Annotated in this window: 22 protein-coding genes; 18 read left to right on the forward strand and 4 right to left on the reverse strand. The window is 63.3% G+C overall.

Features of this window, described 5'->3' with window-relative positions; translation table 11 throughout:
• Window positions 1–9: 9 nt before the first annotated feature.
• From FVF58_RS26465 to FVF58_RS26500, 8 genes are all read left to right on the forward strand, one after another.
• Window positions 10–1,059 carry a GlxA family transcriptional regulator gene (locus tag FVF58_RS26465; protein WP_149672779.1) on the forward strand — a complete coding sequence of 350 codons (1,050 nt, stop codon included), beginning with the start codon at window positions 10–12 and terminating at the stop codon, window positions 1,057–1,059.
• 142 nt (window positions 1,060–1,201) lie between these two features.
• Complete coding sequence (locus FVF58_RS26470; RefSeq protein ID WP_149672780.1) at window positions 1,202–2,437, forward strand: aspartate aminotransferase family protein; 1,236 nt, start codon at window positions 1,202–1,204, stop codon at window positions 2,435–2,437.
• A gap of 67 nt (window positions 2,438–2,504) precedes the next feature.
• The gene (gene aruF, locus FVF58_RS26475; protein WP_149672781.1) at window positions 2,505–3,560 is read left to right on the forward strand and encodes an arginine/ornithine succinyltransferase subunit alpha; all 1,056 of its coding nucleotides are present in this window, start codon (window positions 2,505–2,507) and stop codon (window positions 3,558–3,560) included.
• The gene (gene astA, locus FVF58_RS26480) at window positions 3,557–4,594 is read left to right on the forward strand and encodes an arginine N-succinyltransferase (protein WP_149672782.1); all 1,038 of its coding nucleotides are present in this window, start codon (window positions 3,557–3,559) and stop codon (window positions 4,592–4,594) included. Before aruF ends, astA begins: the two co-directional genes overlap by 4 nt.
• A 2-nt stretch (window positions 4,595–4,596) precedes the next feature.
• On the forward strand, window positions 4,597–6,060 hold the full coding sequence (gene astD / locus FVF58_RS26485) for a succinylglutamate-semialdehyde dehydrogenase (RefSeq protein WP_149672783.1): 1,464 nt from the start codon (window positions 4,597–4,599) through the stop codon (window positions 6,058–6,060).
• A 9-nt stretch (window positions 6,061–6,069) separates the two neighbouring features.
• Window positions 6,070–7,410, forward strand: coding sequence for an N-succinylarginine dihydrolase (gene astB / locus FVF58_RS26490; protein ID WP_149672784.1), 1,341 nt, complete (start codon window positions 6,070–6,072; stop codon window positions 7,408–7,410).
• Window positions 7,394–8,449: a succinylglutamate desuccinylase gene (astE, locus tag FVF58_RS26495; RefSeq protein WP_149672785.1), complete on the forward strand. Its 1,056-nt coding sequence runs from the start codon at window positions 7,394–7,396 to the stop codon at window positions 8,447–8,449. The genes astB and astE overlap by 17 nt, the downstream gene beginning before the upstream one ends.
• Window positions 8,450–8,609: 160 nt before the next feature.
• Window positions 8,610–9,404: an ABC transporter substrate-binding protein gene (locus tag FVF58_RS26500; protein WP_149672786.1), complete on the forward strand. Its 795-nt coding sequence runs from the start codon at window positions 8,610–8,612 to the stop codon at window positions 9,402–9,404.
• 342 nt (window positions 9,405–9,746) lie between these two features.
• On the opposite strand, the gene FVF58_RS54830 is transcribed toward FVF58_RS26500, so the two are convergent.
• Complete coding sequence (locus tag FVF58_RS54830; protein ID WP_149672813.1) at window positions 9,747–10,037, reverse strand: transposase; 291 nt, start codon at window positions 10,035–10,037, stop codon at window positions 9,747–9,749.
• Window positions 10,038–10,294: 257 nt separating this feature from the next.
• Between FVF58_RS54830 and FVF58_RS26510 the strand changes: the two genes are divergently transcribed.
• The 7 genes from FVF58_RS26510 to FVF58_RS26540 all read left to right on the forward strand — a co-directional run bounded on the left by FVF58_RS26510 (window position 10,295) and on the right by FVF58_RS26540 (window position 16,669).
• A complete protein-coding gene (locus FVF58_RS26510) occupies window positions 10,295–11,035 on the forward strand; it encodes a cupin domain-containing protein (protein ID WP_149672787.1) in 741 nt (246 codons plus the stop codon).
• Window positions 11,032–11,811 (forward strand): class I SAM-dependent methyltransferase, encoded by a 780-nt coding sequence (locus FVF58_RS26515; protein WP_223191173.1) that lies wholly within the window; start codon window positions 11,032–11,034, stop codon window positions 11,809–11,811. The genes FVF58_RS26510 and FVF58_RS26515 overlap by 4 nt, the downstream gene beginning before the upstream one ends.
• Before the next feature lie 72 nt (window positions 11,812–11,883).
• Complete coding sequence (locus FVF58_RS26520) at window positions 11,884–13,074, forward strand: fatty acid desaturase (RefSeq protein ID WP_188130934.1); 1,191 nt, start codon at window positions 11,884–11,886, stop codon at window positions 13,072–13,074.
• Window positions 13,071–13,559, forward strand: coding sequence for a DUF2000 domain-containing protein (locus FVF58_RS26525; protein WP_246217205.1), 489 nt, complete (start codon window positions 13,071–13,073; stop codon window positions 13,557–13,559). The genes FVF58_RS26520 and FVF58_RS26525 overlap by 4 nt, the downstream gene beginning before the upstream one ends.
• A 44-nt stretch (window positions 13,560–13,603) precedes the next feature.
• A complete protein-coding gene (locus tag FVF58_RS26530; protein ID WP_246217206.1) occupies window positions 13,604–14,263 on the forward strand; it encodes an AzlC family ABC transporter permease in 660 nt (219 codons plus the stop codon).
• Window positions 14,250–14,567: an AzlD domain-containing protein gene (locus tag FVF58_RS26535; RefSeq protein WP_149672790.1), complete on the forward strand. Its 318-nt coding sequence runs from the start codon at window positions 14,250–14,252 to the stop codon at window positions 14,565–14,567. Before FVF58_RS26530 ends, FVF58_RS26535 begins: the two co-directional genes overlap by 14 nt.
• A gap of 743 nt (window positions 14,568–15,310) precedes the next feature.
• Window positions 15,311–16,669, forward strand: a complete 1,359-nt coding sequence (locus FVF58_RS26540) for an EAL and HDOD domain-containing protein (RefSeq protein ID WP_149672791.1) — start codon at window positions 15,311–15,313, stop codon at window positions 16,667–16,669.
• A gap of 201 nt (window positions 16,670–16,870) precedes the next feature.
• Here FVF58_RS26540 and FVF58_RS26545 read toward each other — a convergent pair whose 3' ends face one another.
• Both FVF58_RS26545 and FVF58_RS26550 read right to left on the reverse strand, forming a co-directional pair.
• Window positions 16,871–18,328 carry an HDOD domain-containing protein gene (locus tag FVF58_RS26545; RefSeq protein WP_149672792.1) on the reverse strand — a complete coding sequence of 486 codons (1,458 nt, stop codon included), beginning with the start codon at window positions 18,326–18,328 and terminating at the stop codon, window positions 16,871–16,873.
• Between the two features lie 91 nt (window positions 18,329–18,419).
• On the reverse strand, window positions 18,420–20,234 hold the full coding sequence (locus tag FVF58_RS26550; protein ID WP_149672793.1) for a putative bifunctional diguanylate cyclase/phosphodiesterase: 1,815 nt from the start codon (window positions 20,232–20,234) through the stop codon (window positions 18,420–18,422).
• Window positions 20,235–20,549: 315 nt separating this feature from the next.
• Between FVF58_RS26550 and FVF58_RS26555 the strand changes: the two genes are divergently transcribed.
• The 3 genes from FVF58_RS26555 to FVF58_RS26565 all read left to right on the forward strand — a co-directional run bounded on the left by FVF58_RS26555 (window position 20,550) and on the right by FVF58_RS26565 (window position 23,192).
• Window positions 20,550–21,887 (forward strand): EAL and HDOD domain-containing protein, encoded by a 1,338-nt coding sequence (locus tag FVF58_RS26555; RefSeq protein ID WP_149672794.1) that lies wholly within the window; start codon window positions 20,550–20,552, stop codon window positions 21,885–21,887.
• 171 nt (window positions 21,888–22,058) lie between these two features.
• Entirely contained in the window at window positions 22,059–22,622 is a 564-nt protein-coding gene (locus tag FVF58_RS26560; RefSeq protein ID WP_149672795.1) for a peroxiredoxin, read from the forward strand.
• Between the two features lie 105 nt (window positions 22,623–22,727).
• Entirely contained in the window at window positions 22,728–23,192 is a 465-nt protein-coding gene (locus FVF58_RS26565; protein WP_149672796.1) for a hypothetical protein, read from the forward strand.
• Window positions 23,193–23,267: 75 nt separating this feature from the next.
• Here FVF58_RS26565 and FVF58_RS26570 read toward each other — a convergent pair whose 3' ends face one another.
• Window positions 23,268–26,591, reverse strand: a complete 3,324-nt coding sequence (locus tag FVF58_RS26570) for an efflux RND transporter permease subunit (protein ID WP_149672797.1) — start codon at window positions 26,589–26,591, stop codon at window positions 23,268–23,270.
• Window positions 26,592–26,594: the final 3 nt, after the last annotated feature.

A 26,594-nucleotide genomic window follows, 5' to 3' on the forward strand; every position in this document is an offset into this window, starting at 1 on the left:
CACCCAGCGATGGCCCGCACGTCCAGCCCGGCTCGCACCACCCAGGTCGCCATCGTCGCGTTGCCGCCGGTGTCGATGTCGGGTGTCGGGCCGATTGTCGACGCGCTCAATCTCGCCAATGAAATCGACGGCCGCGCGCTGTACCGCATCCAGGTGTGTTCGTGGGACGGCCGCGCAGTGCCGCTCGCGGGCGGCGCGCAGTGGCCCGCCGACGCCGCGTTCGGCGACGCGATCGCGTGCGACTGGCTGATCATCGTCAGCGAACGGTTTCAGCAATTCGCCGACTACCGGTTGTTTCTCGCCAGTCTGTCGCGTGTCGGCCAGCGCACGCCGCTCGTCACCGGCATTCATCACGGCGTGTGGTGGCTCGCCATGGCGGGGCAGTTGTCCGGCTACCGCGTGAGCGTGAACTGGGAAACCTATCAGCAGTTCTCCGAGCAGTTCGAGCGCTCCATCGTCACCCAGCAGATCTTCGAAATCGACCGTGATCGCGCGACCTGCGCGGGCGGTCAGGCTACCGTCGACTTTATGCTGGCGATGATCGGCCGCGAGCACGGTCCCGAACTGGCCGACCGGATCGCCGACGCGCTCGGCGTGGGCGTATTGCGCGCGGGCGAGGAGCGCCAGCGCATTCCGTTCGTGACCGCGCCGGGCGAGCGCCATCCGCGTCTGAACGATGCGTTGCTGCTGATGGAAGCGAACATCGAAGACCCGCTCACCACCGATGAAATCGCCGGTCTCGTGGGCGTGTCGCGGCGGCAACTGGAACGCCTGTTCCGCCAGTATCTCGGTTCGATGCCGTCCAAATACTATCTGGGGCTGCGGCTGTCGAAAGCGCGCACGCAATTGCAGCGCACCAGCAAGTCGGTGGTGCAGATCAGTCTCGCGTGCGGGTTTTCGTCGGCGGCGCACTTTTCGAATGCTTATCGCGAACGCTTTGCCGTCACACCGCGAGAGGATCGTCGTAACTGGATCGACAAGCAGACCGGTGCGAGCGGCGTCGCGGCGAGCGAACCGCGGCCGGCCGCGCTGATCGAGCGGCCGGATCTGGCGGATTGAAGCGATTGCGGCCGCGCGCCTCGAAGGTCCCGGCCCGCCGCGCGCGCGGAACCTCATAGAACGCGTCGCGTATGCGCAAGACGTATCGCGTGCGGTTTCCTACACTAGCTGTATTACCTCTCACCTGTAACGAGGATTTGCCATGAACGACCTGACTGTGACACGCCAGACCTTCGACGAAGTCATGGTGCCGGTGTTTTCGCCCGCCGCCTTCGTACCGGATCGCGGTCTCGGCTCACGCGTCTGGGATACGCAAGGCCGCGACTATATCGACTTCGCCGGCGGCATCGCCGTCACCGCGCTCGGCCATGCGCACCCCGAGTTGCTCAAAGTGCTGCACGAGCAGGGCGGCAAGCTGTGGCACATCGGCAATGGCTACACCAACGAGCCGGTGCTGCGTCTGGCGAAACGTCTCGAAGACCTGACCTTCGCCGACCGCGCGTTCTTCGCCAACTCGGGCGCCGAAGCGAACGAAGCGGCATTGAAGCTGGCGCGCCGCGTGGCGTTCGACCGTCATGGCGCCCACAAGGCCGAGATCATCTCGTTCACGCAGTCGTTTCATGGCCGCACGTTCTTCACCGTGAGCGTCGGCGGCCAGCCGAAGTATTCGGAAGGCTTCGGCCCGGTGCCGGCCGGCATCACGCACTTGCCGTACAACGACATCGAAGCGGCGAAGAAAGCGATCGGCGCGCAAACGTGCGCGGTGATCGTCGAGCCGATCCAGGGCGAAGGCGGCGTGATCCCCGCCGATCCGGCGTTTCTGAAAGCGCTGCGCGAAGCCTGCGATCAGCACGGCGCACTGCTGATTTTCGACGAAGTGCAAACGGGCGTGGGCCGCAGCGGCTATTTCTACGCGTACCAGGACACCGGCGTCACGCCCGACATCCTGACCACCGCGAAGGCGCTCGGCAACGGCTTCCCGATCGGCGCGATGCTGACCACCGCCGAACTGGCCGCGCATTTCAAGGTCGGCGTGCACGGCACGACCTACGGCGGCAATCCGCTCGGCTCGGCGATCGCGGAGAAGGTGGTCGAACTGGTCAGCGACCCGAAGCTGCTCGAAGGCGTGCGCGCGCGCGGCGAGGCGCTGAAGGGCCACCTCGCGAAGCTCCACGAGCGCTTCGGCCTGTTCAAGGAAGTGCGCGGCAAGGGCTTGCTGATCGGCGCGGAACTGACCGACGCGTTCAAGGGACGCGCGAAAGACTTCGTCACCGCGGCGGGCCAGCACGGCGTGATCATGCTGATGGCGGGTCCCGACGTGCTGCGTTTCGTGCCGTCGCTGATCATGCCGCTCGACGACATGAGCGAAGGTTTCGAGCGTCTGACGAAGGCCTTCGCGGAAATCGCCGGGGCGACTGCGCAAGCGGCATCGCATTGATTCACGAGACCGTTTTCATGCGCCGGCAGATGGGCCGGCGCATGCGTCACATTCAACAGGATCGATGATGCTCTTCGTACGTCCCGGCCGCCTCGCCGATCTCGATGCACTCGAACATATGGCGCGCACTGCGCAACCGGTGCTGCATTCGTTGCCGCACGACCGGCGCGCGCTCGAAGCGCGGGTTGCGTTGTCGGAAGACTCGTTTCGCGCGGATGTCGATTTTCCGGGCGAGGAGTTCTATCTGTTCGTGCTCGAAGACAGCGAGAGCGGCAAACTGATGGGCACCGCGAGCATTGTCGCCGCGGCCGGTTATTCGGACCCGTTCTACGCGTTTCGCAACGACGCGCTGATTCATGCGTCGCGCGAACTGCACGTGAACCGCAAGATTCACGCGCTGACCATGTCGCACGAACTGACCGGCAAGAGCCGGCTCGCGGGTTTTTACATCGACCCGTCGCTGCGCGGCGAGCCCGCCGCGCATCTGATGTCGCGCGCGCGGATGATGTACATCGCCGCCAATCGCAAGCGCTTCACACCCGAGGTGTTCTCGCTGCTGCTCGGCGTCACCGACGAGAACGGCGTGTCGCCGTTCTGGGAAGCGGTGGGGCGCAAGTTCTTCGGCCGCAATTTCGCCGACATCGAAATCGAATCGGGCGGCCGCAGCCGTACCTTCATCGCCGAAGTGATGCCGACCTATCCCGTGTACGTGCCGCTCCTGCCGGAAGCGGCGCAGCGCGTGCTCGGCGAGCCGGATTCGAAGGCGCTGCTCGCGTATGAAATTCATCTTGAGGAAGGCTTCGAAACGGATCGCTTCGTCGACATTTTCGACGCGGGCCCGGTGCTGACCGCGCAGGTGGATCGCAGCGCCTGCGTCACGCGCAACGAAACGCGGCTGGTCCGCGAGTCGGCCGCGGCGCATGGCTCGACGTATCTGATCGCGCATAACGGCGCGGCCGGCGAATTCCGCTGCGTGCTCGGCGAGCTGGTCGCAGGTAAGGACGCGGGCGCGTCGCTGTCGCACGCGGCGCGCGCCGCGCTCGGCGTGGAAGAGGGCGATGCGGTGCGCTGCGTGCCGCTGCATGCGCCGCATCAGGATGAACAATCGGGAGACGCGCAATGATCGTCGTTCGCGTTGTACAACGAGGCGATGTGGATGCGCTGATGCGGCTCGCGCAGGAAACCGGCCCGGGCCTCACCACCTTCAAGCCGGACCGCGAGGCGCTGGCCGCGCGTGTCGAACGTGCACGCCGCACGATGGAAGACAAGGCCGAGCCGCATGAAGCGGGCTATTTCTTCGTGATGGAAGACACCGACACCGGCGACGTGGCCGGCGTGTGCGGGATCGAAACGGCGGTCGGCCTGCAGCAGCCGTTCTACAACTATCGCGTGAGCACGGTGGTGCACGCGAGCCAGGACCTCGGCATCTGGACGCGCATGAGCGCGTTGAACATCTCGCACGACCTGACCGGTTATGCCGAAGTGTGCTCGCTGTTTCTGAGCCCGCGTTATCGCACGAGCGGCGTGGGCGGGCTGCTGTCGCGTTCGCGCTTCATGTTTCTTGCGCAGTTTCGCGAGCGTTTCCCGCAGCGTTTGTGCGCGGAATTGCGCGGCCATTTCGACGCGGAAGGCACTTCGCCGTTCTGGCGCGCGGTCGGCTCGCATTTCTACCAGATCGATTTCAACGCGGCGGACTATCTGAGTTCGCATGGCCGCAAGGCGTTTCTTGCCGAGCTGATGCCGCGCTATCCGGTATATGTCGAGCTGTTGCCGGAAGAGGCGCAGCGATGCGTCGGCCTCACGCATAACGACACGATTCCCGCGCGCCGCATGCTCGAAGCGGAAGGGCTGCGCTACGAGAACCACGTCGATATCTTCGACGCGGGTCCCGTGCTCGAATGCCATATCGCCGACTTGCGCACCGTGCGCGAAAGCGTGCTGGTGCCGGCCGAGATCGTCGATACGTCGGCAGCCGCGCCGCAGGATGGGCCCAGGTCGATGGTGTCGAATACGTCGCTGGGCGATTTTCGCGTCGGCGTAGTGGCCGGTGTGCCGCAAGACGGCGTGTTCCGTCTGCGCGCGCCTGAAGCCGCCGCACTCGGCGTCAACGCAGGCGACCCGGTGCGGGTGCAGCCGCAGAAACACAAACAAGGATGATCATGAGCGAGCTTTTCATCGACGGCGAATGGGCCGCCGCCACCGGACCCGCATTCGCCTCGCGCAACCCCGGTACGGGCGCGACGGTGTGGGAAGGCAACAGTGCGTCGGCGGACGATGTCGATCGCGCCGTGCGCAGCGCGCGCCGCGCATTCGCGGCGTGGTCGGCGTTGAGCCTCGACGAGCGTTGCGGCGTGGTGCGCCGCTTCGCCGCGCTCGTCACCGAGCGCAAGGAAGCGCTCGCCGAAGCGATCGGCCGCGAGACCGGCAAGCCGCTGTGGGAAGCACGCACCGAAGCGGCGTCGATGGCCGCGAAAGTCGAGATCTCGATTCAGGCCTATAACGAACGCACCGGCGAAAAGCGCTCGGCGATGGCTGACGGCACAGCGGTCTTGCGGCATCGCCCGCATGGCGTGGTGGCTGTATTCGGGCCGTACAACTTTCCTGGCCACTTGCCCAACGGACATATCGTGCCGGCGCTGATCGCGGGCAACGCGGTCGTGTTCAAGCCGTCCGAACTCGCGCCCGGCGTGGCCGCGGTCACCGTGCAGATCTGGCACGACGCGGGCTTGCCCGCCGGCGTGCTGAATCTGGTGCAGGGCGAAAAGGAAACCGGGATTGCGCTGGCAAATCACCGGCAGATCGATGGCCTGTTCTTTACCGGTAGTTCGGACACCGGAACATTGCTGCACAAACAGTTCGGCGGCCGGCCGGAGATCGTGCTGGCGCTGGAGATGGGCGGCAACAATCCGCTCGTGATCGGCCCGGTCGCGGACGTGGATGCCGCCGTGCATCACACGATTCAATCGGCGTTTCTCTCGGCAGGGCAGCGCTGCACGTGCGCGCGCCGACTCTTCGTGCCGAACGACGCGTTCGGCGACCGCTTTGTCGAACGCCTCGTCGATGTCACGTCACGCATTAGCGTCGGTGAATATAACGCCGATCCGCAGCCCTTCATGGGCGCGGTGATTTCGGCGCGCGCGGCGTCACGGCTCGTCGCCGCGCAGGAACGGCTGCTCGCCGACGGCGCGAAGGCGCTGTTGAAGATGGAGCAGCGCGATCCGCAACTCGGCTTCGTCACACCGGCGATTCTCGACGTGACCGGCGTGAAGGATTTGCCCGACGAGGAGCACTTCGGCCCGTTCGCGCAGATCGTCCGCTACGGCAGCTTCGATGAAGCGCTGGAAAAAGCCAACGACACTGAGTTCGGCCTGTCCGCGGGCCTGCTCGCCGACGACGAAGCGCTGTGGACGCATTTCCAGCGCACCATCCGCGCGGGCATCGTCAACTGGAACCGGCCGACCAATGGCGCGTCGTCCGGCGCGCCGTTCGGCGGTCCGGGCCGCTCGGGCAATCACCGGCCGAGCGCGTTCTACGCCGCCGACTATTGCGCGTACCCGATGGCTTCCGTCGAAAGCGCGCAACTGCAAATGCCCGCGAGCGTCTCGCCGGGCCTTCAATTCTAAGGATCGACGATGCAAGCCACTGAAGCCAATTTCGACGGCCTGGTCGGCCCGACTCACAACTACGCGGGACTGTCGTTCGGCAACGTCGCGTCGCAGAACAATGAGAAGTCGGTGGCGAATCCGAAGGCCGCGGCGCGCCAGGGTCTGCGCAAGATGAAGCAGCTGGCCGACCTCGGTTTCCATCAGGGCGTGCTGCCGCCGCAGGAGCGTCCGTCGATGCGCCTGTTGCGTGAACTCGGTTTCTCCGGCGACGAAGCGACGGTGATCGCGCGCGTCGCGAAGAACGCACCCGAGTTGCTCGCGGCCGCGAGTTCGGCCTCGGCGATGTGGACCGCGAACGCGGCGACCGTGAGCCCCTCGGCCGATACGCACGACGGCCGCGTGCATTTCACGCCGGCCAATCTGTGCAGCAAGCTGCATCGCGCGATCGAGCATGAATCGACGCGCCACACGCTGCGCGCAATATTCAACGATGCCGACCGCTTCGTGGTGCACGAGGCGCTGCCCGGCACGCCGGCGCTCGGCGACGAAGGCGCGGCGAATCACACGCGCTTTTGCGCGGACTACGGCGCGCGCGGCGTGGAATTCTTCGTGTATGGCCGCAGCGAATATCGTCGCGGTCCGGAGCCGAAGCGCTTTCCCGCGCGTCAGACCTTCGAGGCGAGCCGCGCGGTCGCGCACCGTCACGGGCTGGCCGATGCGGGCACCGTGTTCGCGCAGCAGAACCCCGACGTGATCGACGCGGGCGTGTTCCATAACGACGTGATCGCGGTCGGCAACCGCAACACGCTGTTCTGCCATCAACTCGCGTTCGTCGAGCAGAACGCGGTGTACGACGAACTGCGCACGAAACTCACGAGCATGAGCGCGGACTTCAACGTGATCGAAGTGCCGGACGCGCAGGTGAGCGTGGCCGATGCCGTCACGTCGTATCTGTTCAACAGCCAGTTGCTGACGCGCCCGGACGGCAAGCAGGTGCTGGTGGTGCCGCAGGAATGCCGCGAGAACCCGCGCGTCGCGGCCTACCTCGACGAGCTGGCTTCGCACGCGGGCCCGATCGACGACGTGCTGGTGTTCGATCTGCGCGAGAGCATGAAGAACGGCGGCGGCCCGGCGTGTCTGCGGCTGCGCGTGGTGCTCGACGACGCGGAGCGCGCGGCGGTCACGCCGGGCGTATGGATCGACGACGCGCTGTTCGGCCGGCTGGACGCATGGATCGAAAAGCACTATCGCGACCGGCTCGCGCCGGCCGACCTGAGCGATCCGAAATTGCTCGTCGAGTCGCGCACCGCGCTCGACGAGCTCACGCAGATTCTCGGTTTGGGCTCGCTGTATGACTTCCAGCGCTGAACACGCGATGGCTGTTCCAATGATGCTCGACGATTGGCTCGCCTATACGCTGGCGGGGACGCGGCCTGCCGCGCATGACGCGCAAGGCGTATGCGCGAACGGCGTGCGCTGGTCATGGCTCGACGACGGCGTGCTCGTGTTGGAGCCCGCCGCGCCGACGGCCGATGTACGCAGCGTGTTGGTGTCGGCCGGCATCCACGGCGACGAAACCGCGCCGATCGAACTGCTGTCGCGGCTGGTGCGCGATATCGCGCAAGGCGGCGCCGCGCTGACGTGCCGTCTGCTGGTGATTCTCGGCAACGTCGACGGGATGCGCGACGCGGTCCGTTATCGCGACGACGATCTGAACCGGCTCTTCAGCGGCCGTCATCTGCAGGTGCCGCACAGCCATGAAGCGCCGCGCGCCGCGGCGCTGGAGCAGGCCGCGACGCGCTTCTTCGCGGCGGCGCCGGATGCGTGCGGTGCGCGCTGGCATATTGACATGCACACCGCGATTCGCGCATCCGCGTTCGAGCAGTTCGCGTTGCTGCCGCATACCGGCAAGCCGTTTTCTCGCGCGATGTTCGAGTGGCTCGGCGACGCGCGCATCAGCGCGGTCCTGTTGCACACCACCAAAGGCAACACCTATTCGCACTTCACCGCGCAGACCTGTGGGGCCGATGCGTGCACCCTCGAACTGGGCAAAGTGCGACCGTTCGGCGAGAACGATCTGACGCGCTTCGCCGGCGCGGACGAAGCGTTGCGGCGTCTGCTGGCCAGCACGCCCGCAAGCGCGGGCGCTGCGTTGCCGCGCGTGTTCACGGTGATCGGCCAGCTCACCAAGCAAAGCGAGGCGTTCGAATTGCTGTTCGCGGCGGACGTGCCCAACTTCACGCCGTTCGCGAAAGACACCTTGCTCGCACGCGACGGCGAGTATCGCTACACCGTGCGTCACGACGAGGAGCGCATCGTGTTTCCAAACGCGACGGTCAAGCCTGGCTTGCGCGCCGGTCTGCTGGTGATCGAGACCACTGCGGATACCTTGTCGCAACTTGTCTAGACATGCGGGCCGGGTGTCCCCCGAACCCTGTACAATCCCGGCGTCGCGGCTGTTGCACTGCACCACGCCAGCCGCGCGAGTCTGGATCGCACTCCGGCGCGGCAAGCCTGTCCGCCCGATCTGGCTCCGTTTTATTCAATACCGTAGAGGAACACCCGTAATGAAGATGAATTGGCGAAACATGGCCGCGCTCGCGCTGTTCGCGGCGACGGCGGTTGCGGCGGGCGCCGCGTCGGCGGCGGAGATCAAGGAAGTGCGCTTCGGCGTCGAGGCGTCGTATGCGCCGTTCGAATCGAAGTCGCCGTCGGGCGAGCTGCAAGGTTTCGACATCGATGTCGGCAACGCCGTGTGCGCAAAGCTGAAGGCCAAATGCGTGTGGGTCGAGAATTCGTTCGACGGCCTGATCCCGGCGCTGGAAGCACGCAAGTTCAACGCGATCAACTCGGACATGACGATCACGGATCAGCGCCGCCAGGCGGTTGATTTCACCGATCCGATCTACAAGATTCCGAATCAGATGATCGCGAAGAAGGGCAGCGCTCTGCTGCCGACGCCGGCCTCGCTGAAGGGCAAGCACGTCGGCGTGTTGCAGGGCACGATTCAGGAAACCTACGCGAAGGCGCGCTGGGCGCCGGCCGGCGTCGACGTCGTGCCGTATCAGACCCAGGACCAGATCTACGCCGACCTGGCGTCGGGGCGTCTGGATGCATCGTTCCAGGACGCGGAAGCGGCATCGAAAGGCTTTCTGAAGAAGCCGCAAGGCGCGGGCTTCGATTTCGCGGGTCCGGCTGTGACCGACGAGAAGTTGCTCGGCGCGGGCGTGGGCTACGGCATCCGCAAGAACGACAAGGCGCTCAAGGATGCGCTGAACGAGGCGCTGAAGGAACTGAAGTCGGACGGTACGATTGATCGCCTTGCCGCGAAGTATTTCGACGTGAAGGTCGTGTTGAAGTAACGCGCGACGTGCGGCTTGTCGTGTATTGCGCGTGAAGCTTTGCGCGACGAAGTTGGATGCTGATGCAAACGGCCGCAATAGCGGCCGTTTGTATTGTGCGCCCAGCATGGGCGCATTCTTACGGGCGGAAGTCTCGGCACGACTGACCGCAGCGAACCAGGCGAAGCGCAACTGTCGAGCGCGCCCGGATGTGGGAGGCGAGCGTGGAACGAAGTTGCAAGCGAGGACCACGAACCGGAAAGAGCGCGCGGGCGATCAGGGCGAGCGTGCATTCAGACTTTTTGCTCCCTCCCTTTCCTCAGCTCCCCGAGCAATCCCGTTCGGCATGGTCTCTTTGCCAGGTCACCGCCGCAACTCCTTGACTTTCTTCATCGGAGCGGCCAGCTGCGAAGTCCAGACGGCAGATTCGCCAACCCTCCAGGCTATCAGTCTGTCTTCCTGACATGGCTTGCGCCATGTGAACACCTGGTTCGCGTTGCCACCGTGGCGCCGGGCAACGCCCGAAGCCGTCGCGGCCGATGTGAATCTCTCTCGCGCGATGGCCAGTTTTTCCTCGACAGAATCTCGCCGACGCCATTCCGGCTCGATCGGATATCGATGCTTTCTACTGAAAATGCTCGGGCTGGAACGCAGTCAGGAGGATTCTGTCTTATTCATGAAATATCAGGATTCCTCATATTCACGCGGTGGTGCCATTCCTTGTTACGACGTCTTCTAAAACGCGGAAGTTCAGAACCGTGACCGGAAGTACCGCTTGCCGCACTGGATAGATCCGCGCCATTTACCACATCGATATCTTTTTACAACCTGCCTGATCGATAGGCGTCTCTCAAAAAAATCCAGGGTTTAATCTCCCACCTTCAATATTGGAATCGTGAAGGACGAGATTAATGACGGATGTTGACGTGTTTTTGCCCAGCACCGACAAAATGTTGGTGTTTCCGATGAGCAAGGCTATCTCGCTAGACTACGGTCAGATGGACTATCCAACTAGGGTCGCCGTTTCGCTTGGCGGCGTGCAATACCTGGACGGAGATTCCACGCACTTCATCATCGTGCAATCGGGCGAGGCGGAGGTGTCGCATGACGGGAATGTCTATTGGCTAAGGGCCGGGCAATTCGGTTGCTTTCCTGGCGCATTGACATTGAAAGGCGTTACTGAAGTGTTACTCGTCGCGAGCGTGGGTTATCAAGGCGCAACGCTCGTGGGTGGACCGGTTGAGGAGTTCGGTCGACTGCGTTATATCGGCGGATGCACGAGTAGTTTGTTGATTGCACCGCCTGTCCGCGGCGAGCCTTGTCTGAATTTTCTGCATTTACCGCGTAATACATCGCAAACCTTACATACCCATCCGACGATACGGGTAGGTCTAATCCTGTCCGGTAGCGGTCAGTGTGAAACGCATCAGGGACTGGTGGAGTTTTGCGCCAGTACAGCTTTCGTGATCCCGCCTGGTGTTGCGCATAGCTTTCAGAGTGGTGAGGAGAACATGCGGATTGTCATCTATCACCCGGATTCAGATTCGGGTCCCACGCATACGGATCATACGATGCTCAACAGGACATATGTGGATGGCAAGACTGCAAAGGCGATGACAGATATTCATACACGGGTCGGGGTTCAGCAATGACTGGAAAAATGTTTGTACGCGGTACGTCGATACACCAAAAGTGGAGTCCTCAGCTCTATGAAAGTAATGCCCGGTTTGTCGGTGATCTTGCCACGGGGGCCGTCGAATTGCTAAACCCTCGTCCGGGCGAGCGGATTATCGATATCGGTTGCGGAGACGGCTATCTGACTGAAAAGATTGCCTCGACCGGTGCCCTGATGACTGGTGTGGACTATAGCCCAGAGCTGGTCGCGGTCGCGCGGGCACGCGGTCTGGATGTTCGCGTCGGCAATGCGGAAGAGATGGACTTCTTCCAGGATTTTGATGGTGCCTTTAGCAATGCGGCGATGCATTGGATGCCTCGTGCCGATGCTGTGGTGAAAAACGTAGAAAAGGCTCTGAAACCCGGCGGGCGATTCGTTGGCGAGTTTGCTGGGGCGAGAAACGCGTATCACATCAGGCAAGCTGTGCATGAGGCATTGACGCGCCGCGGCTTCGACGCGGCGGAGATTGACCCATGGTATCTGCCGAAGGTCGAGGAATATAGAGCGGTGCTGGAAGAAGGGGGATTCGTCGTTTCGCACATTGAGCTATTCGATCGGCCGGTGGTGATTGACTATCCGGTGCGTGACTGGATTAGAACATTCGGAAGTCCATATCTCACCGTATTGGAAGAGGAAGCGCGCGACCCGCTGCTTGATGAAGTGACGCGCCAGTTAGCCCCCCGTCTGCTTCGCAATGATGGACGATGGACGATCGATTACACGCGCCTGCGTTTTCGGGCAGAGAAAGCCTGAAACGGGTCGATGCGATTGCAATACGGCAGGGTAGAACCTATCCACCTCATTTCGCTAACCAAAGTGACTAGCATGTTTGAAAACGGTGCAAGGGAATCGATGCACGCGCTGCCTCGTGTCATACAGCCTATCCTGACCTGGATAACGGGTAAGCCGCTTGAGGCAACCGAGCCGCGTCTTGTCCTGTCGAACTCTTTGGATGTCTTTATAACCCTGGTTTCTAGCATAGGTTTTTTTGCCGCCCTTATCTGGCTTGCCAGTCAGAATATTTTGGCCGTACTGCCACTCATCGTCCTGTCGTGGTTTGTTCTAGTCGGCCTGCTCAGAAAGATGCAAGTTACGCATTTGCATCATGCGATCCATAACCGGCTCTTTGGAAGTCCACGGCTGAATAAGCTATATGCACGGGTTTTGCCATCGTTAATCTTTGTGCAAAACAGCGTCGAATACCGGAAAGAACATCTCGAACATCACAACGCTCACATCTTTACGACCGAGCGTGATGCGGATGCTGCCTTTCTGGCGAAGCTCGGGTTTATTCCTGGGCGTGAAAGAGGTGAATTGTGGATGAATCTCTGGATGACGATTGCGAGTCCGGTATTCCACATCGTGTTTGCCCGCGCACGTCTCAAGTCAGTCTTTTTGCGCAACACCCGTGGTGAAACGGTTCTCGCGATAGGCGTTGCGTTGGCTCATGTTGCGCTAATTGTGATCGCAGGCTGGAAGGCCTATGCCGTCGCTGTTTTCGTTCCGATGTTCATTCTTTACCACGTCAGTGCTCTGCTGCAATTTCTCACAGAACATGCATGGAACGTCGCCGGGGGCGCCGTCGATGACTGGAACGATTATAGGAACCGATGCTGGGGCCGATTCTGCGGAGAGAAGTATCCGTCCTGTGAGAGCAATTCAAATAGCCATTTAGTGCACTTTTTTCGTGTATGCAGATGGACAACAAGAATGCTATTCCTTCATCTCCCCGTTCGCGTGGCTTGCCTGGTGGCAGATCTTCCCGCGCATGACTGGCATCATTTGGCCCATTTTGGGGGGCAGAATTCGCGCGACTGGACGCGTAGTTTGTATCTGCGCCAGTTGGTGATCAGCGATGGGGATAAGCCAGGCTTTGCGCGGCGCGAGCTGTGGAGTATGCGTAACATGATTGAACATCAATTCTTGTGGCTGCAGAGTATCACATGCACTTATTCGGCTTCGACTGCGGGCGGGCTCTCGCAGCAAGAGAAAGCAGCCCTTGTTTCAGGAGAGTGAAAATCAAATACCTCGATAGTTCCAGAAAGACGGTGCTCGTCGTCAACGCTGAGTTTCCTGTGCCGACTATTCTCAACGCGGCTGCGCATACCGTGCTTGGCCTCGTGGCCGCCAATGTTCCTTCTGCGTGGAGTCTTTTGCCTTACCCGAGTCCGGCGTTTGGGGCGAATTGTCACATTAGCGAATATCCAGTGGTCGTGCTCCGTGCGAAGCGCTCAAGCCAGTTGGAGAGGCTCGTACTGCAACTCAAGGAGGCGAATATTCTGCACAACGTTTTTATCGACTCCATGGTTGGCGCGAGCGCCACCGAGCAGCAGTCGGCGACCTTGTCGGCCAGGCCTGGGGAGAGCCGCGTCGTCTGTATCGGCTTGTTCGGTGAAGAGGAAGCGATTCGGCCGGCGATCAAGTCATTTTCGCTTTACAAGACGTCGGATGCGCTTAGCCACGCTCCGCAAAGCGCTCATGAGGGGCCAGCAACGTCATGACCAGTAGGCGAGAACTCATCATTGGACTGACGACGCCCGTTGGGATGGGCTACATCCCAACGGGTTTTGCATTCGGTGTGCTTGCCTGTCAGGCGGGCGTGTCGCCCGTGCTCGTGATTGCCATGAGTATTTTCATCTTTGCTGGTGCACTGCAATTTGCTGCTGTTCCGATGCTCACCGCAACAGGCGGCCTTGGCACGGTTGCTCTCAGCACACTGCTGATCAACTTGAGACACATACTTTACGCAATTCCATTGCTCGACACCTTGCCAAAGGCGCGCGCTTGCCGTGCGTATGTCATAGCTGTACTCACCGACGAGAACTATTCTGTCCTGACAACCCTTCCTGAAGGAGAGCGCCGTCATCTTTCGACTGCGGTGAGTCTGGTTAACCACGGTTACTGGGTCGGTGACACCGTGTTGGGAGTACTGCTTGGCAAGCAGGTATCGCAATGGATACCAAATCTCGATTTTGCGTTACCGGCGCTGTTTACCATCTTGACCGTGGAACAATACTTGGCTCGGCGTCGCTGGATACCGGCGGTGGTCGGCACCGGTGCTTACATTGTCGCCGCGGCGCTGCTGCCCAATTACGCGTTGATCGTCTCGCTGGGGGTAGGCTTGTTCATGCTGCTGACACGAGCGGTCGCGTTTCCGCTGGTATTGGACGGAGAAACCGCGCGAGGGAGTGATGGGAACAATTGAACAATGGCTCGCCGTAGGGGTTATGAGCGCGCTGACAATCTTACTGCGTGCGTTGCCCACATTGATGCACCGCTCAGTCCTTCGAAGTTCATGGATGATAATGCTCAATCTGGAACTTCCTATGTGCGTAATGGTTATTCTGGTCACGCACTCCATCGTTGCTGGTCATTCTGCCGCGCCAATCGGACACCAGATCGTTGCGCTATTGGCGGTGGCATTGAGTTACCTCCGTTGGCGCAACGCACTTCTCAGTGTGGGGATAGGAATGGGTCTGCTTGCTATGCTCACACACTACATTCGGTGAGTGAGCGCGCCGGGACATGGGCGCAGACAAGTTACGACCCAAGCACGAAATCCGGCGCACATGGAGGCTATATGCAAAAGGGAGGAGACCAAGGTTCCACTGGAATGATGCGACACATCGGCCTTCGCCCGTTTTGCGGGAGGAGTTTATTTACCCCGCCGATTGCCGTTGCAGCGCCTTAGCGTACCTTCGGCTCCGGCGGCTCCCGATAGTCGAACCTCACCGAGCGCCAGCGTCAACTGGGCGAGCAGATGGCGCGGCTCGGAATGAACGCGTAGCTCACCGGCCGCGCAGCCGAGCTGCAATGGGTCGGGCACCACGGCGCGCAGTTTGCCAGGTCGGTGAGGTAGGTAGTGATCAGAAACTCGCGATCGATGAAACGATATCGGTCTGTCGGAAATGGAGCGCGCGTGAACTGCATTGCGAATCCATTTGACAGCACGCTTTTGACTTCCATGTTTCTCACTTGCGGTCGAACGCGGTTTGATCGCTTGGCTCTGCATCGGGGTATCGTCCGATTCCGGGGCCAATCGTCGTCGGGACATCGTTGCATCGTCGCCGGCCCCTCACCAATTATTTCGAGATATTGCGCCGTTGACGTTTCCGGGCCTGGCGGGCTGCGCTAAAATCGGCGGGCATACCGTCGGCGCCACGGGCTCACCCGGGTCAACGAACGCGCGACACGGGGCGGCTAAAACCAAAATACAGCGGCAAGCGCCGAAAGCGCCGCGCGGGGGAACGGAATGACCACCATCGCAATCGAGACTCTGAGCCAGACCGGCGCGGCGGACAACGCGCAATCGCTCGCCAGCTTCGCCCGGCAGCCGATTCTGAACCGGGACGGAATGCTCTGTGGCTACGAGATCAAGGTGCGGGCTGCGGCATTGCCGCCGGTCGAAGCAACCGATGCAAGCCAGGCGGCAGACCCCGATGCATTGCCGGGCCGCGCGTGCGATCCCGCGCAACAGGTGGCGCGAGGCATCATCCGCGGCCTGGTGCAAGGCGATGTGCGCGGTGCGCTCACCGGGCATGTCGCGTACGTCGATGTCAGCCGCGAAATGCTGCTCGACGACTTCATTCTGCGGCTGCCCGCCGACCGCTTCATGTTCGAGCTGTCGTCCGCGTTCGAGATCGACGACGAACTGATCGCGCGTATCGTGCGACTCCATGGCCGGCGCTATCGTTTCGTGCTCGACGAGGTGACGCAGCCCAACGAGACGTTCGCCAAACTGCTGCCTTATGCCGAGGTCGTCAAGATCGACGTCGCGCGTGCGCCGCGTGCGCTGCTGCCCAAGCTCGTGAGCGTGCTGAAGTCGGCGGGCAAGCTGCTGCTCGCATCCGGTATCGATGCCCAGCCCGATTTCGAAGCGACGCATGCTCTCGGCTTCGACCGCTTTCAGGGCTACTTCTTCGCGCGGGCGCAAAGCTCGGCGTCGCGCCGCGTCAGCGCGCCGCGTCACGCGCTGCTCAATCTGCTGCAATTGCTGGCGGGCGACCCCACCGTCGCGCAACTCGAAGCCGAACTGAAGCTGAATCCGGTGCTGGTGATGCACCTGATGAAGCTCGCGAATTCGAGCGGTCTCGCAGTCGGCCATAAGGTGACCACGCTGCGCGACGCGATCAACGCGACCGGCACCGACCGCATCGCGCGCTGGACGCAGTTGCTGCTCTATGCCGACGGCCGCAAGGTCGCGCTCGAGGACGACCCGTTGCTGCAACTCGCGGCGACCCGCGCGCGCTTCATGGAACTGGCGATCGAGCGCCTGCCCGAGGCGGGCCGCGACGAGGCCGACGCGGCGTTTCTGACCGGCGTGTTCTCATTCGTCGACGCCGTGTTCGGCGGCTCGCTCGAAAGCACGTTGAACGTGCTGACGCTGTCGCGTCCGATCCAGGCCGCGATCCTGCGCCGCGAGGGCGTGTTGGGCGGACTGCTGAGCGTGGTGGAGGCGCTGGAGTGTGCGCAGTGGGAGAAGGTCGCCGCGTTGTGCGAACGCCTGCAGCCGTTGACGCTGGAAGAGGTCGCGCAGATGGGCTTGGCCGCGGGCGCGTGGGCGGGCGTCGCGGATCGCAGCGCGGAAGGGTTGGAAAGGATCGAGGACTGAGGCGTGAGGGCCACACGCGCCGCGGCGGTCAAGCCCGAAGCCGGCGGCCACGTCATGGACCGCATGGACGATAGAGCGCGCGTGGCTCGCATGCGCGGCACCCGCCAGACTGAGCGAGTCTCGAACAGCGTTGAAGCAGGGCAGATACTAAATCGGTGAGAGTGAAGTCGAAGTACCGTGATCAACGATCACGCCACGTCCTCACATCGTCTCCATTTCCCGCATCTGCCCCAGGCCAAAAAAACGGCCTAACTCCTTCGCCAACTCGTTCAACACGCTCATCTCCTTCTGCGAGATGCGGCGCGGCTCCTGAGTATGAGACCAGTCGCCGTATAACAGCGCCACCGTCTGGTCGCTCTCATCGACGACCGGCAACAGCACGAAGGCGCGGGTGTCGTCGAACGAGCGGCGAAACCATTCCGGTAATCGCGCGACGATCTTCGGGTCGCGCGCGTTCTCGATGAAGATGCCCACCGAATTCGCGATGGCCAGATGAAACACGTCGGGCTCGAACGCGCTGTTGAAGGTCAGCTTCGGCAGCGCCGCGTCGGTCTTCGGACCCAGACCGAGGCGCGCCTTGAACGTGCCGTTGCTGTGCTTGACGAATACCACCGTGCGCGCGAAGCCGAGGCCGGCCAGCACGGTTTCCGCGGCCATCGCGAGAGCCGGCGCGAGCGGGCTGCCGTCGGGCAGGCCGCGCAGATCCTTGACGCCCACCGCGATGCGCGCCTCGGGGTCGAGCGCCTCGCGCGCGATCGCATCCGCATTCGCGCGCAGCTCGACGATCTCGGCCATCACGCCGTCGCCGCCTTCCTCGCGGGCAAGCGCGACGCTCATTTCGAGCAGCACCTCGGGGTCCGTATTCAACGCGCCGCTATATTCCTGCGCGAGTTCGGCGATGCGCGCCTCGCGTTCCCAGTCAGGCATGTTCTGCTGGGTCAGCACGTCGGCGACCGCTGTCGAGTAATTGGTGATCGCGCGCAGCCACTGCACCTGGCGCGGCTGTTCCACGTCCTGCGGATCGAACTCGCCCATGCCCGAGCGGATCATGTCGGGTAGACGCCAGCGCACGGCGGCTTCGGCGCCGATCTCGTCGAACGTCACGCCGAGCACCAGCACGCAGGCATCGGCTTCGAGCGTGCCGTCGTCGATATGCCGGCGAATCTGGTCCCACTCGGCGTCCAGATAGAACACCACCAGCAGCTTGCCGATCTGCCGCATCAGCGTGCAGACCACCGCTTCCTCGCCGGCGCGCAGATCGCCGCGCTCGGTCAGCTTGCGCGCGACGCAGCCCGACAGCAGCGTGCGGTTCAATTCCAGTTTTGCGTCGATGCGGCGCGGCGCGCTGTGATGAAAGTGATCGACGATCTTCAGGCCGACGACGAGATGACCGACCGCGTCCATGCCGAGCACCATCAACGCGCGCGACACGGTCGTGATATTGCCGCCGAACGCCATGTACATGGCCGAGTTGGCGAGTCGCAGCACTTTTTGCGTCAATGCGAAGTCCGACAACACCACTTGCACGAGGCCCGTGAAGTCGAGGTCGTCATTGTTCATCGCCGCCATGGTGGTGCGCAGCGACTGCGACAGCATAGGGAAATCGCCGCGCTCGCTCATTCGCGTCCAGAGCCGGTCGAGCACTGCCGCCTTTACCATGTGAGTCCCGCAAAAACCATACACGTTCCAATGATTGCCACGCCGGCTGGTGGCCGGCTTGTTCCGCTGCGTAAGCGCTGCGCCCGCATGGCTAGGCGCAGTGCAGGTGAAGCGTGCGCGCTTCGAAACGCTGCGCGAGTTCTTCTGAAGGCAGCGCCTTGCAGACGAGCCATCCCTGAATGTGGTCGCATCCCATCTCGGTGAGCAGCGTGCGCTGCGCTTCCGTTTCGACGCCTTCGGCTACCAGCTCGAGATCGAGTGTCTGCGCGAGTCCGACGACCGCGCTAACGATTGCCTGATCGTTTCGCGAGGTTAGCAGATTCTCGACAAAACTCCGGTCGATCTTGAGCTTGGCGAGCGGAAATCGTTGCAGGTAAGCGAGGCTCGAATAGCCGGTGCCGAAGTCGTCGACGGCAAAGCGGATGCCCATCGCGGTCAACTCTTCGAGCAGACCCTTCGCGTGGTCCGGGTCGTGCATCAGCAGGCTTTCGGTGATCTCGAACACGACGCGGCGCGGATCGATGCCGGTCAGCGCAATCGCCTCGCTCACGGAGTCCTTGAAGCGCGGATCGCGGAACTGCTGCGGCGACACGTTCACGGCCACGTATTGCAGCGAGATGCCTTGGGCGTCCCACTGGATCAACTGCATGCAGGCGACCTTCAACACCCAGTTGCCGAGGAAATTGATCAGGCCGATCGACTCCGCGAGCGGAATGAACATCGACGGCGGCACGAGGCCATGCACCGGATGCGCCCAGCGGATCAGCGCCTCGACGCCGACCACGCCGTGCGTGCGGCTGCTCGTGATCGGCTGGAAGTGCAGCGAGAACTCGCCGTTGCGCACGCCGTCGTACAGATCGGCTTCGAGCTTCAGGCGTTCGGCGTCGGCGGGGTTGTCGTCCGGCACGTAGAACGCGAGCGTGTTGCCGCCGGCCGCCTTGGCTTGCAGCAACGCATGGTCGGCCCAGCGCAGCAGGTAGGTGTCGTGCGCGGCGGTGTCGTTGGCGTGGCGCACGTCGGGATAGAGCGCGATGCCGATGCTCGCCGACAGATGCACCTGCTGGCCCTTGAACACATAAGGCTGCTGGATCGCGGTCAACAGGCGCCGCGCCAGCGCTTCGGCGGTGGCGGCCGCGTCGGTGCGGCTGGCGGCGGGCTTCACAAGGATCGCGAACTCGTCGCTCGCCACGCGCGCCACGGTCTCGCTCGGACTCGTCATGTTCAACAGACGCCGCGACGTGTCGCGCAGCATCTCGTCGCCGGCGTCGTAGCCGAGCGCGCGGTTCACGCGCTGATAGTCGTCGAGGTCGAGCAGCAGGAGCGCAGCCGGCGTGCCGTGCGCGTCGGCCTGCTGCTGGGCGTCGAGCAGCGCGGGTAGCAGCGCCGACTGGTTGGGCAGACTGGTCAGGCGATCCAGATGCAGCGCCTGGGTCAGACGCTCCTCGGTGGCGCGCCACGCCGACACGTCAAAGCCGGCGATCGCATAGCCGTCGATGCCGTCGTGGCAGCTGCGCACCACACGCAGTTCGACGGTGATCGGATAGGTCAGCGACTTGATCAGGCCGAGCGTCGCCTTCTCGACGCTGCCCGTGCTGGACGCGCGCGCCAGCAGCGCGTCGAGGCGTGGCACGTCGACGGGCGCGACGAGGTCGTGCAGCGCGATCGTCTCCAGATACTCACGGTGGTAGCCGATGAAGCGCAGGCTCGCGTCGGACACATAGATGAAGCGCAGCGCGGCATCGACGTGCGCCAGCAGGTCGACGGCGCCGACCACCTGTTCCAGTTGCGCAGCGCGGCTCGCGCCGGTCTGCTGAGTGCCGTCCACGCGCCGGCCGAACGCACGAAGCCGGTCGATGACCGTGCGCAAGGAGCCCCGGCGGGGCGCGGTGATCCTGTTCGCTTCCATGTTTGTCGCTGGCAACCTGTGTTCGTCTGGCTGGCGGGGCGGTCTCTGGCTCCGCCGGTTGGGCGGTTAAGAGGTATCAGGCCGCCCCATCAGAACGAGATAACGACCCGCGGCGGAAAATCTTTAGCGGCAGCAGCAAAAAACAACCGGACAGGATGCGCGCGCGAACAACATGCGTGCGCGCCGGCGGCGGCGCGGGCGCAATTCGGTTAAAGTGGCGGCGCTTCATGTCGTTAACAGGGCAACCCTTAATGTGCAGTGCCGGCCATGACGTCGCTGCTGCGTAGCATTTCCGAACACTTGCACCGATGATCCATGTCCGAACGTCATTCTGCCAGGACCCGTGCCCGGCGCATCGAGGTGCTTGACCCATCCGCCGGGGCCGCCGAGGCAGCGTCCGCCGCGCAGTTCGTCTATCTGGGCCGCCAGCCGATTCTCGATCGCCACGGCGCGCTCAATGCCTATGAGCTGCTGTTCAGAGCCGGTGCGCATAACTACGCCGAGATCAACTGCGACACCCAGGCCACCGCGCAGGTCGTCGCGCATACGATCGGCGGGATCGGTGTGCAGGCGGTGCTCGGGCATCACCGCGGCTTCGTCAACATCGACCGCGCGCTGCTGTTCAACGACATCGTCCATCTGATGCCGCCCGAGCGCTTCGTGCTCGAGATCCTCGAAACCGTCACGTTCGACGCGCAACTGACGCGCCGCCTCGGCGAGTTGCGCCGCGCCGGCTTCCAGGTCGCACTCGACGATGTCAGCGAGCCGTCGGACGAGCTGATCCACGTGCTGCCGTACACGGATATCGTCAAGATCGACTTTCTGCAGACCGGGCGCGCCGCGCTCGCCGAACTGGCCACTATCGTGCGTAGCCACGGCAAGACCTTGCTCGCCGAGAAAGTCGAGACGCACGCGGACTTCACGCTCGCCCGCGAGCTCGGCTTCGATCTGTTCCAGGGCTACTTCTTCGCGCGGCCTCAGGTGCTGAGCGCGCCGCGCAGCCGCTCGCTGCGGCCGGGGCTGCTGCGCCTGCTCGCGCTGCTCTCGCGCGATGCCGGCATCGGCGAACTCGAAGCCGAGCTGAAGCTGAACCCGAGCGTGGTGGTGCAACTGCTGCGGCTCGTCAATTCGAGCGCGTTCGGGCTGGGTCGCAACATTGCGTCGCTGCGCGAGGCGATCCTCGCCACCGGCACGCGGCAGATCGCGCGCTGGGCGCAACTGTTGCTGTACTCGGACAGCGGCGATCTGCCGTGGCGCGCCGATCCGCTCGTGCAACTGGCCGGCACGCGCTCGCGGTTCATGGAGCTGGCCGCGAGCTGGCTGCGCCCGTCCGATGACGAGTTTGCCGATGCCGCGTTCATGACCGGTATTTTTTCTCTGGTCCACGTGGTGTTCGACAGCACGCCGGGGACGGTGCTGGAGAAACTCGGCCTCGCGCCGCAGATTCGCGAAGCGATCGTCGCGCGCACGGGCGAACTCGGCGCATTGTTGCGTCTGGCCGAAGTGGCGGGCGAAGGCGGCGACGCCGCGGCGATTGCCGCCGCGCCCGATGCGCCGGCCGGCTTCGCGGCGCTCACGCCGGATGTGTTGTCGGAGCTGAATCTGTCCGCCGCGGCGTGGTTCGGCGCGCATGTCGAGGAAACGGGCGGCTGAGCCGGGCGGCGCGCGTCGAGGGGTCTTTGGGGCCGCGTCATACGCAGTTCGTGCGTCCGTGATTCAATAGAGAGTGCAGCGAGGAGCGGGGTTGCGTCGAACGCCGCCACGCCCCAGTCATTCGACAAAGCGTATTTGACAAAGCGCGCGCACTCGCGCGAGGAGGAGCAGATGCAGAGACGATTTCTATCGATGGCGCTGGCCGCTGTCATGTCGGCCGGCTTCGCGATCTATTCGCTGAGCGCGTCGGCGACGCTCAAGCCGGGCGAAAAAGCGCCGCCGTTCACCGCGCAGGCGTCGCTAGGCGGCAAGACCTACACGTATTCGCTCGCCGACGAGTTGAAGAAAGGACCGGTGGTGCTGTACTTCTATCCCGCGGCCTTCACCAAGGGCTGCACGATCGAAGCGCACGAATTTGCCGATGCCGTCGACGAATACAAGAAATACGGCGCGACGGTGATCGGTGTATCGCACGACAACATCGACACCCTGACGAAGTTTTCGGTCAGCGAATGCCGCAGTAAATTCCCGGTTGCGGCGGACGCCGATTCGAAAGTGATCGGGGCTTATGACGCGGGCTTGCCGATGCATAGTTCGATGGCCAATCGCGTGTCGTACGTGATCGCGCCGGACGGCAAGATCATCTACGAATACACGAGCCTGTCGCCCGAGAAGCACGTCGAGAACACGTTGAAAGCCTTGAAGGATTGGGCTGAGACGCACAAGCAGCCGTAACGCCGGGCTTGATTGCGGCGGCGCGCTTTCCGCAATGGTTCTTTGCGCTGAGCATGCGGCATCGCTCGTGCCAGGCTAGTTTTCTTTTTGCGGGGTGAGCTAGCGATGCCGATTGTCGTTGCATTGATTGCGCTGATCGCGCTGGTGTACGGTGCGGTGCGGGCGTTCTATGCGTTGCAGGCGGCGTTCGGGCTGGCCGTTGCGGTCGGCGTGGCCGTGCTGGTGGCGGCGCTGCTGATTGCCGCCGCGGCGTACTGGTGGCGACGCCGCCAGGAAGTCGCACCGAACATTCGCGACGGCGACTGGACGCACGAGCTCAAAGGCAGTTGGGGCTCGGTGCGGCTCGCGGCCGGCAAGCGGCTGTGCGAGATTCATGTCGGCGAAGAGCGGGGCGCTTATATCTTTGCCGATTTGCTGGGCGCTGAGTTTGAGAGTCGCGATGGTCTATCGCAGGTGGCTTTGAAGGTCAAGGACGCGAAGCATGGCGATTGGCTCGTGCCGATGTCAGATGAGCGGCAGGCGAAGCAATGGCAACGGATTTTTTTGCTGGCGAGGGAGCAGAAGCTTTGAGTTCTCTTTGCCGTTGAGCACGCCGTGGGTGGTGCGCATCAAACGCACAACCCACGGCGCAACGGCGCGAAACTATCACGCAGACGGCGCAACACCGCCTCTACGCGCCTTCCTCGACTCCCAGCGCACCCGGATCCGATCCATATACAGATACACAACCGGCGTCGTGTACAGCGTGAGCATCTGACTGACGATCAGACCGCCGACGATCGCGATCCCCAGCGGCGCGCGCAATTCCGCGCCTTCACCGCGTCCGAACGCGAGCGGCAACGCGCCGAGCAGCGCCGCGAAGGTGGTCATCATGATCGGCCGGAAGCGCAGCAGACAGGCCTGGAAAATCGCGTCGCGCGACGACATGCCTCGCCGCGACGCTTCGATCGCGAAGTCCACCATCATGATCGCGTTCTTCTTCACGATACCGATCAGCAGGATCACGCCGATCAGCGCGATGATGCTGAACTCCGTCTTGAACAGCAGCAGCGCGAGCAGGGCCCCCACGCCCGCCGAAGGCAGCGTCGACAGAATCGTCAGCGGGTGGATGTAGCTTTCGTACAGCATTCCCAGCACGATATACACCGCCGCGAGCGCGGCCAGAATCAGGATCGGCTGGTCGGACATCGACTGCTGGAACGCCTGCGCCGTGCCCTGGAAGCTGCCGTGGATCGTGCCAGGCATGCCGATCTCCGCCATCGTGTCGTAGATCACCTGGGTCGCGGTCGACAGCGACACGCCCGGCGGCAGATTGAAGGAAATCGTCGAGGCCACGAACTGGCTCTGGTGATTCACCGATAGCGGCGTGGTCCCGGGCCCGAAGCTCGCGATTGCCGACAACGGCACCATGGTTTCCTTCGACGTCGACACCGCCGCGCCCGACGACGCGCTCGACTTGCCGCTCGCCGCGATCGAGTTGATCGCCTGGTTGCGCGCGGAGTCGGCGGCGATGCTCGCCGCGCTCGACGCGGTGGTTCCCGCCGCGCCGCCGGTAGCCGCGCTGGTGGTGGCGGTGGTCGTCGCGGTTTGCTTCGACGTGACCGTGCCCGCCGGCGCATTGGTGGTCTGCGCGCCGCTCGCGCTGCCGCCCGAGGTGCTGACGTAGATCTCTTTGAGCATTTCCGGGCTTTGCCAGTACTGCGGCGCGACTTCCATCACGACGTGATACTGGTTCAGCGGGTTGTAGATGGTCGACACCTGGCGCTGACCGAACGCGTCGTACAAGGTGTTGTCGATCTGCGCGGGCTTGATGCCCAGGCGCGACGCAGTGGCGCGGTCGATCGTCACCATCGATTCGAGGCCGCCTTGTTGCTGGTCGGAGTTGACGTCCGCAAGCTCCTTGCGAGCCTGCAGCGCCTCGGTGAGCTTGGGCCCCCACAGGTACAGGTCAGGCGTGGAGTCGGCGAGCAGCGTGAACTGGTATTGCGCGTTCGACTGGCGTCCGCCCACGCGAATGTCCTGCACCGCCTGCAGGAAGGTGCGCGCGCCGGCCACGTCGCCGAGTGGCGCGCGCAGCTGCTGGATCACCTCGTCGGCGGACAGCTTGCGTTCGCTCTTCGGCTTCAGCGACACGAACATGAAGCCCGAGTTGGTCTGGCGGCCGCCGGTGAAGCCGACCACGCTATCCACCGCCGGGTTCTTGCCGACGATGTCCATCATCTGCGCGAACTTGCCTTTCATCGCCTGGAACGAGGTGCTCTGATCGGCCTGAATGCCGCCGACCAGCCGCCCGGTGTCCTGTTGCGGGAAGAAGCCTTTCGGCACGATCACATACAGCCAGATGTTCAGGCCGATGGTCAGCAGCAGGATCATGACGATCAGGCGCGGATGCAGCAGCGCCCAGCCGAGCGTGCGCTCGTAGCCGCGCTGCATCGACGTGAAGCCGCGTTCAAGCCAGCGCCCGAAGCGGCCTTCCTCCTTCTTTTCGTGCGGCTCGTGCAGCAGGCGCGAGCACATCATCGGCGTGAGCGTGAGCGAGACGACCAGCGACACGGCGATCGCCAGCGACAGCGTCAGCGCGAACTCGCGGAACAGCCGGCCGACGATGCCGCCCATCAGCAAAATGGGCAGGAACACGGCGACCAGCGAGATGCTGATCGACATCACCGTGAAGCCGACTTCGCGCGCGCCGAGAAACGCCGCCTTCATGCGCGGCACGCCGTTCTCGATATGGCGGGAGATGTTCTCCAGCACCACGATCGCGTCGTCGACCACGAATCCGGTGGCGATGGTCAGCGCCATCAGCGACAGGTTGTCGATCGAAAAGTCGAGCAGGTACATCGCGCCGAACGTGCCGATGATCGAGATGGGCACCGCCACGCTCGGGATCAGCGTGGCGCGCCAGTTGCGCAGGAACAGGAACACCACCATCACGACCAGCGCCACCGCGATCATCAGCGTGCGCTCGGTGTCCTTCAACGACGCGCGGATCGTCGTGGAGCGGTCCACGGTGGGCAGGATGTCGACGTCGGCCGGCAGCGACGCATGCAGTTGCGGCAGCATCGCCTTCACGCGGTCGACCGTTTCGATGATGTTGGCGCCCGGCTGACGGTACAGGATCACGAGCACCGAGCGCTTGCCGTTGGCGAGGCCGAGGTTGCGCAGATCCTCGACCGAATCGACCACTTCGCCCATATCCGACAGCTTGACCGCCGCGCCGTTGCGATAGGCGATCACCAGATCCTTGTATTGCGACGCCTTGCTCGCCTGGTCGTTGGTGTAGATCTGCACGCGGTTCGCGCCGAACTCGATCGAGCCTTTCGGGCTGTTCGCGTTGGCGGCGGCCAGCGCCGCGCGCACATCTTCAAGACCGATGCCGTAGTGCGAGAGCGCGTGCGGCTGCAGTTCCACCCGCACGGCCGGATTGGCCGAGCCGCTCACGTCCACTTCGCCGATCCCGTCCACCTGCGACAGCGACTGTTGCAGCACGGTGGCTGCCGAGTCGTACAGCTGGCCGGCGGTCAGCGTATTCGACGTGAGCGCGAGAATCAGGATCGGCGCGTCGGCGGGGTTGACCTTGTGGTACGTCGGATTGCTGCGCAGGCTGGTCGGCAGGTCGGCGCGCGCGGCGTTGATCGCGGCCTGCACGTCGCGCGCGGCGCCGTCGATGTCGCGGTTCAGGCCGAACTGCATCGTGATCCGCGTCGAGCCCACCGAGCTCTGCGAGGTCATTTCGGTGACGTCGGCGATCGAGCCGAGATGCCTCTCGAGCGGACTCGCGACACTGGTGGCCACGGTCTCCGGGCTCGCGCCCGGCAACGTGGCCTGCACCGAAATGGTCGGAAAATCGACCTGCGGCAGCGGCGCGACCGGCAGTTTGGTGAACGCGAAAACGCCGGCCAGCGCGATGCCGATCGCCAGCAGGGTGGTGGCGACCGGGCGTGAGATAAACGGACGCGACAGGTTCATCGC

Source organism: Paraburkholderia panacisoli (assembly GCF_008369935.1).
Classification (GTDB): Bacteria; Pseudomonadota; Gammaproteobacteria; order Burkholderiales; family Burkholderiaceae; genus Paraburkholderia; species Paraburkholderia panacisoli.

Coding starts and splice junctions, on each gene's coding strand:
- FVF58_RS26465 (WP_149672779.1), top strand. CDS start 10: ATGGCCCGCACGTCCAGCCCGGCTCGCACCACCCAGGTCGCCATCGTC.
- FVF58_RS26470 (WP_149672780.1), top strand. CDS start 1,202: ATGAACGACCTGACTGTGACACGCCAGACCTTCGACGAAGTCATGGTG.
- aruF (WP_149672781.1), top strand. CDS start 2,505: ATGCTCTTCGTACGTCCCGGCCGCCTCGCCGATCTCGATGCACTCGAA.
- astA (WP_149672782.1), top strand. CDS start 3,557: ATGATCGTCGTTCGCGTTGTACAACGAGGCGATGTGGATGCGCTGATG.
- astD (WP_149672783.1), top strand. CDS start 4,597: ATGAGCGAGCTTTTCATCGACGGCGAATGGGCCGCCGCCACCGGACCC.
- astB (WP_149672784.1), top strand. CDS start 6,070: ATGCAAGCCACTGAAGCCAATTTCGACGGCCTGGTCGGCCCGACTCAC.
- astE (WP_149672785.1), top strand. CDS start 7,394: ATGACTTCCAGCGCTGAACACGCGATGGCTGTTCCAATGATGCTCGAC.
- FVF58_RS26500 (WP_149672786.1), top strand. CDS start 8,610: ATGAAGATGAATTGGCGAAACATGGCCGCGCTCGCGCTGTTCGCGGCG.
- FVF58_RS26510 (WP_149672787.1), top strand. CDS start 10,295: ATGACGGATGTTGACGTGTTTTTGCCCAGCACCGACAAAATGTTGGTG.
- FVF58_RS26515 (WP_223191173.1), top strand. CDS start 11,032: ATGACTGGAAAAATGTTTGTACGCGGTACGTCGATACACCAAAAGTGG.
- FVF58_RS26520 (WP_188130934.1), top strand. CDS start 11,884: ATGTTTGAAAACGGTGCAAGGGAATCGATGCACGCGCTGCCTCGTGTC.
- FVF58_RS26530 (WP_246217206.1), top strand. CDS start 13,604: ATGGGCTACATCCCAACGGGTTTTGCATTCGGTGTGCTTGCCTGTCAG.
- FVF58_RS26535 (WP_149672790.1), top strand. CDS start 14,250: ATGGGAACAATTGAACAATGGCTCGCCGTAGGGGTTATGAGCGCGCTG.
- FVF58_RS26540 (WP_149672791.1), top strand. CDS start 15,311: ATGACCACCATCGCAATCGAGACTCTGAGCCAGACCGGCGCGGCGGAC.
- FVF58_RS26545 (WP_149672792.1), bottom strand. CDS start 18,328: ATGGTAAAGGCGGCAGTGCTCGACCGGCTCTGGACGCGAATGAGCGAG.
- FVF58_RS26550 (WP_149672793.1), bottom strand. CDS start 20,234: ATGGAAGCGAACAGGATCACCGCGCCCCGCCGGGGCTCCTTGCGCACG.
- FVF58_RS26555 (WP_149672794.1), top strand. CDS start 20,550: ATGTCCGAACGTCATTCTGCCAGGACCCGTGCCCGGCGCATCGAGGTG.
- FVF58_RS26560 (WP_149672795.1), top strand. CDS start 22,059: ATGCAGAGACGATTTCTATCGATGGCGCTGGCCGCTGTCATGTCGGCC.
- FVF58_RS26565 (WP_149672796.1), top strand. CDS start 22,728: ATGCCGATTGTCGTTGCATTGATTGCGCTGATCGCGCTGGTGTACGGT.
- FVF58_RS26570 (WP_149672797.1), bottom strand. CDS start 26,591: ATGAACCTGTCGCGTCCGTTTATCTCACGCCCGGTCGCCACCACCCTG.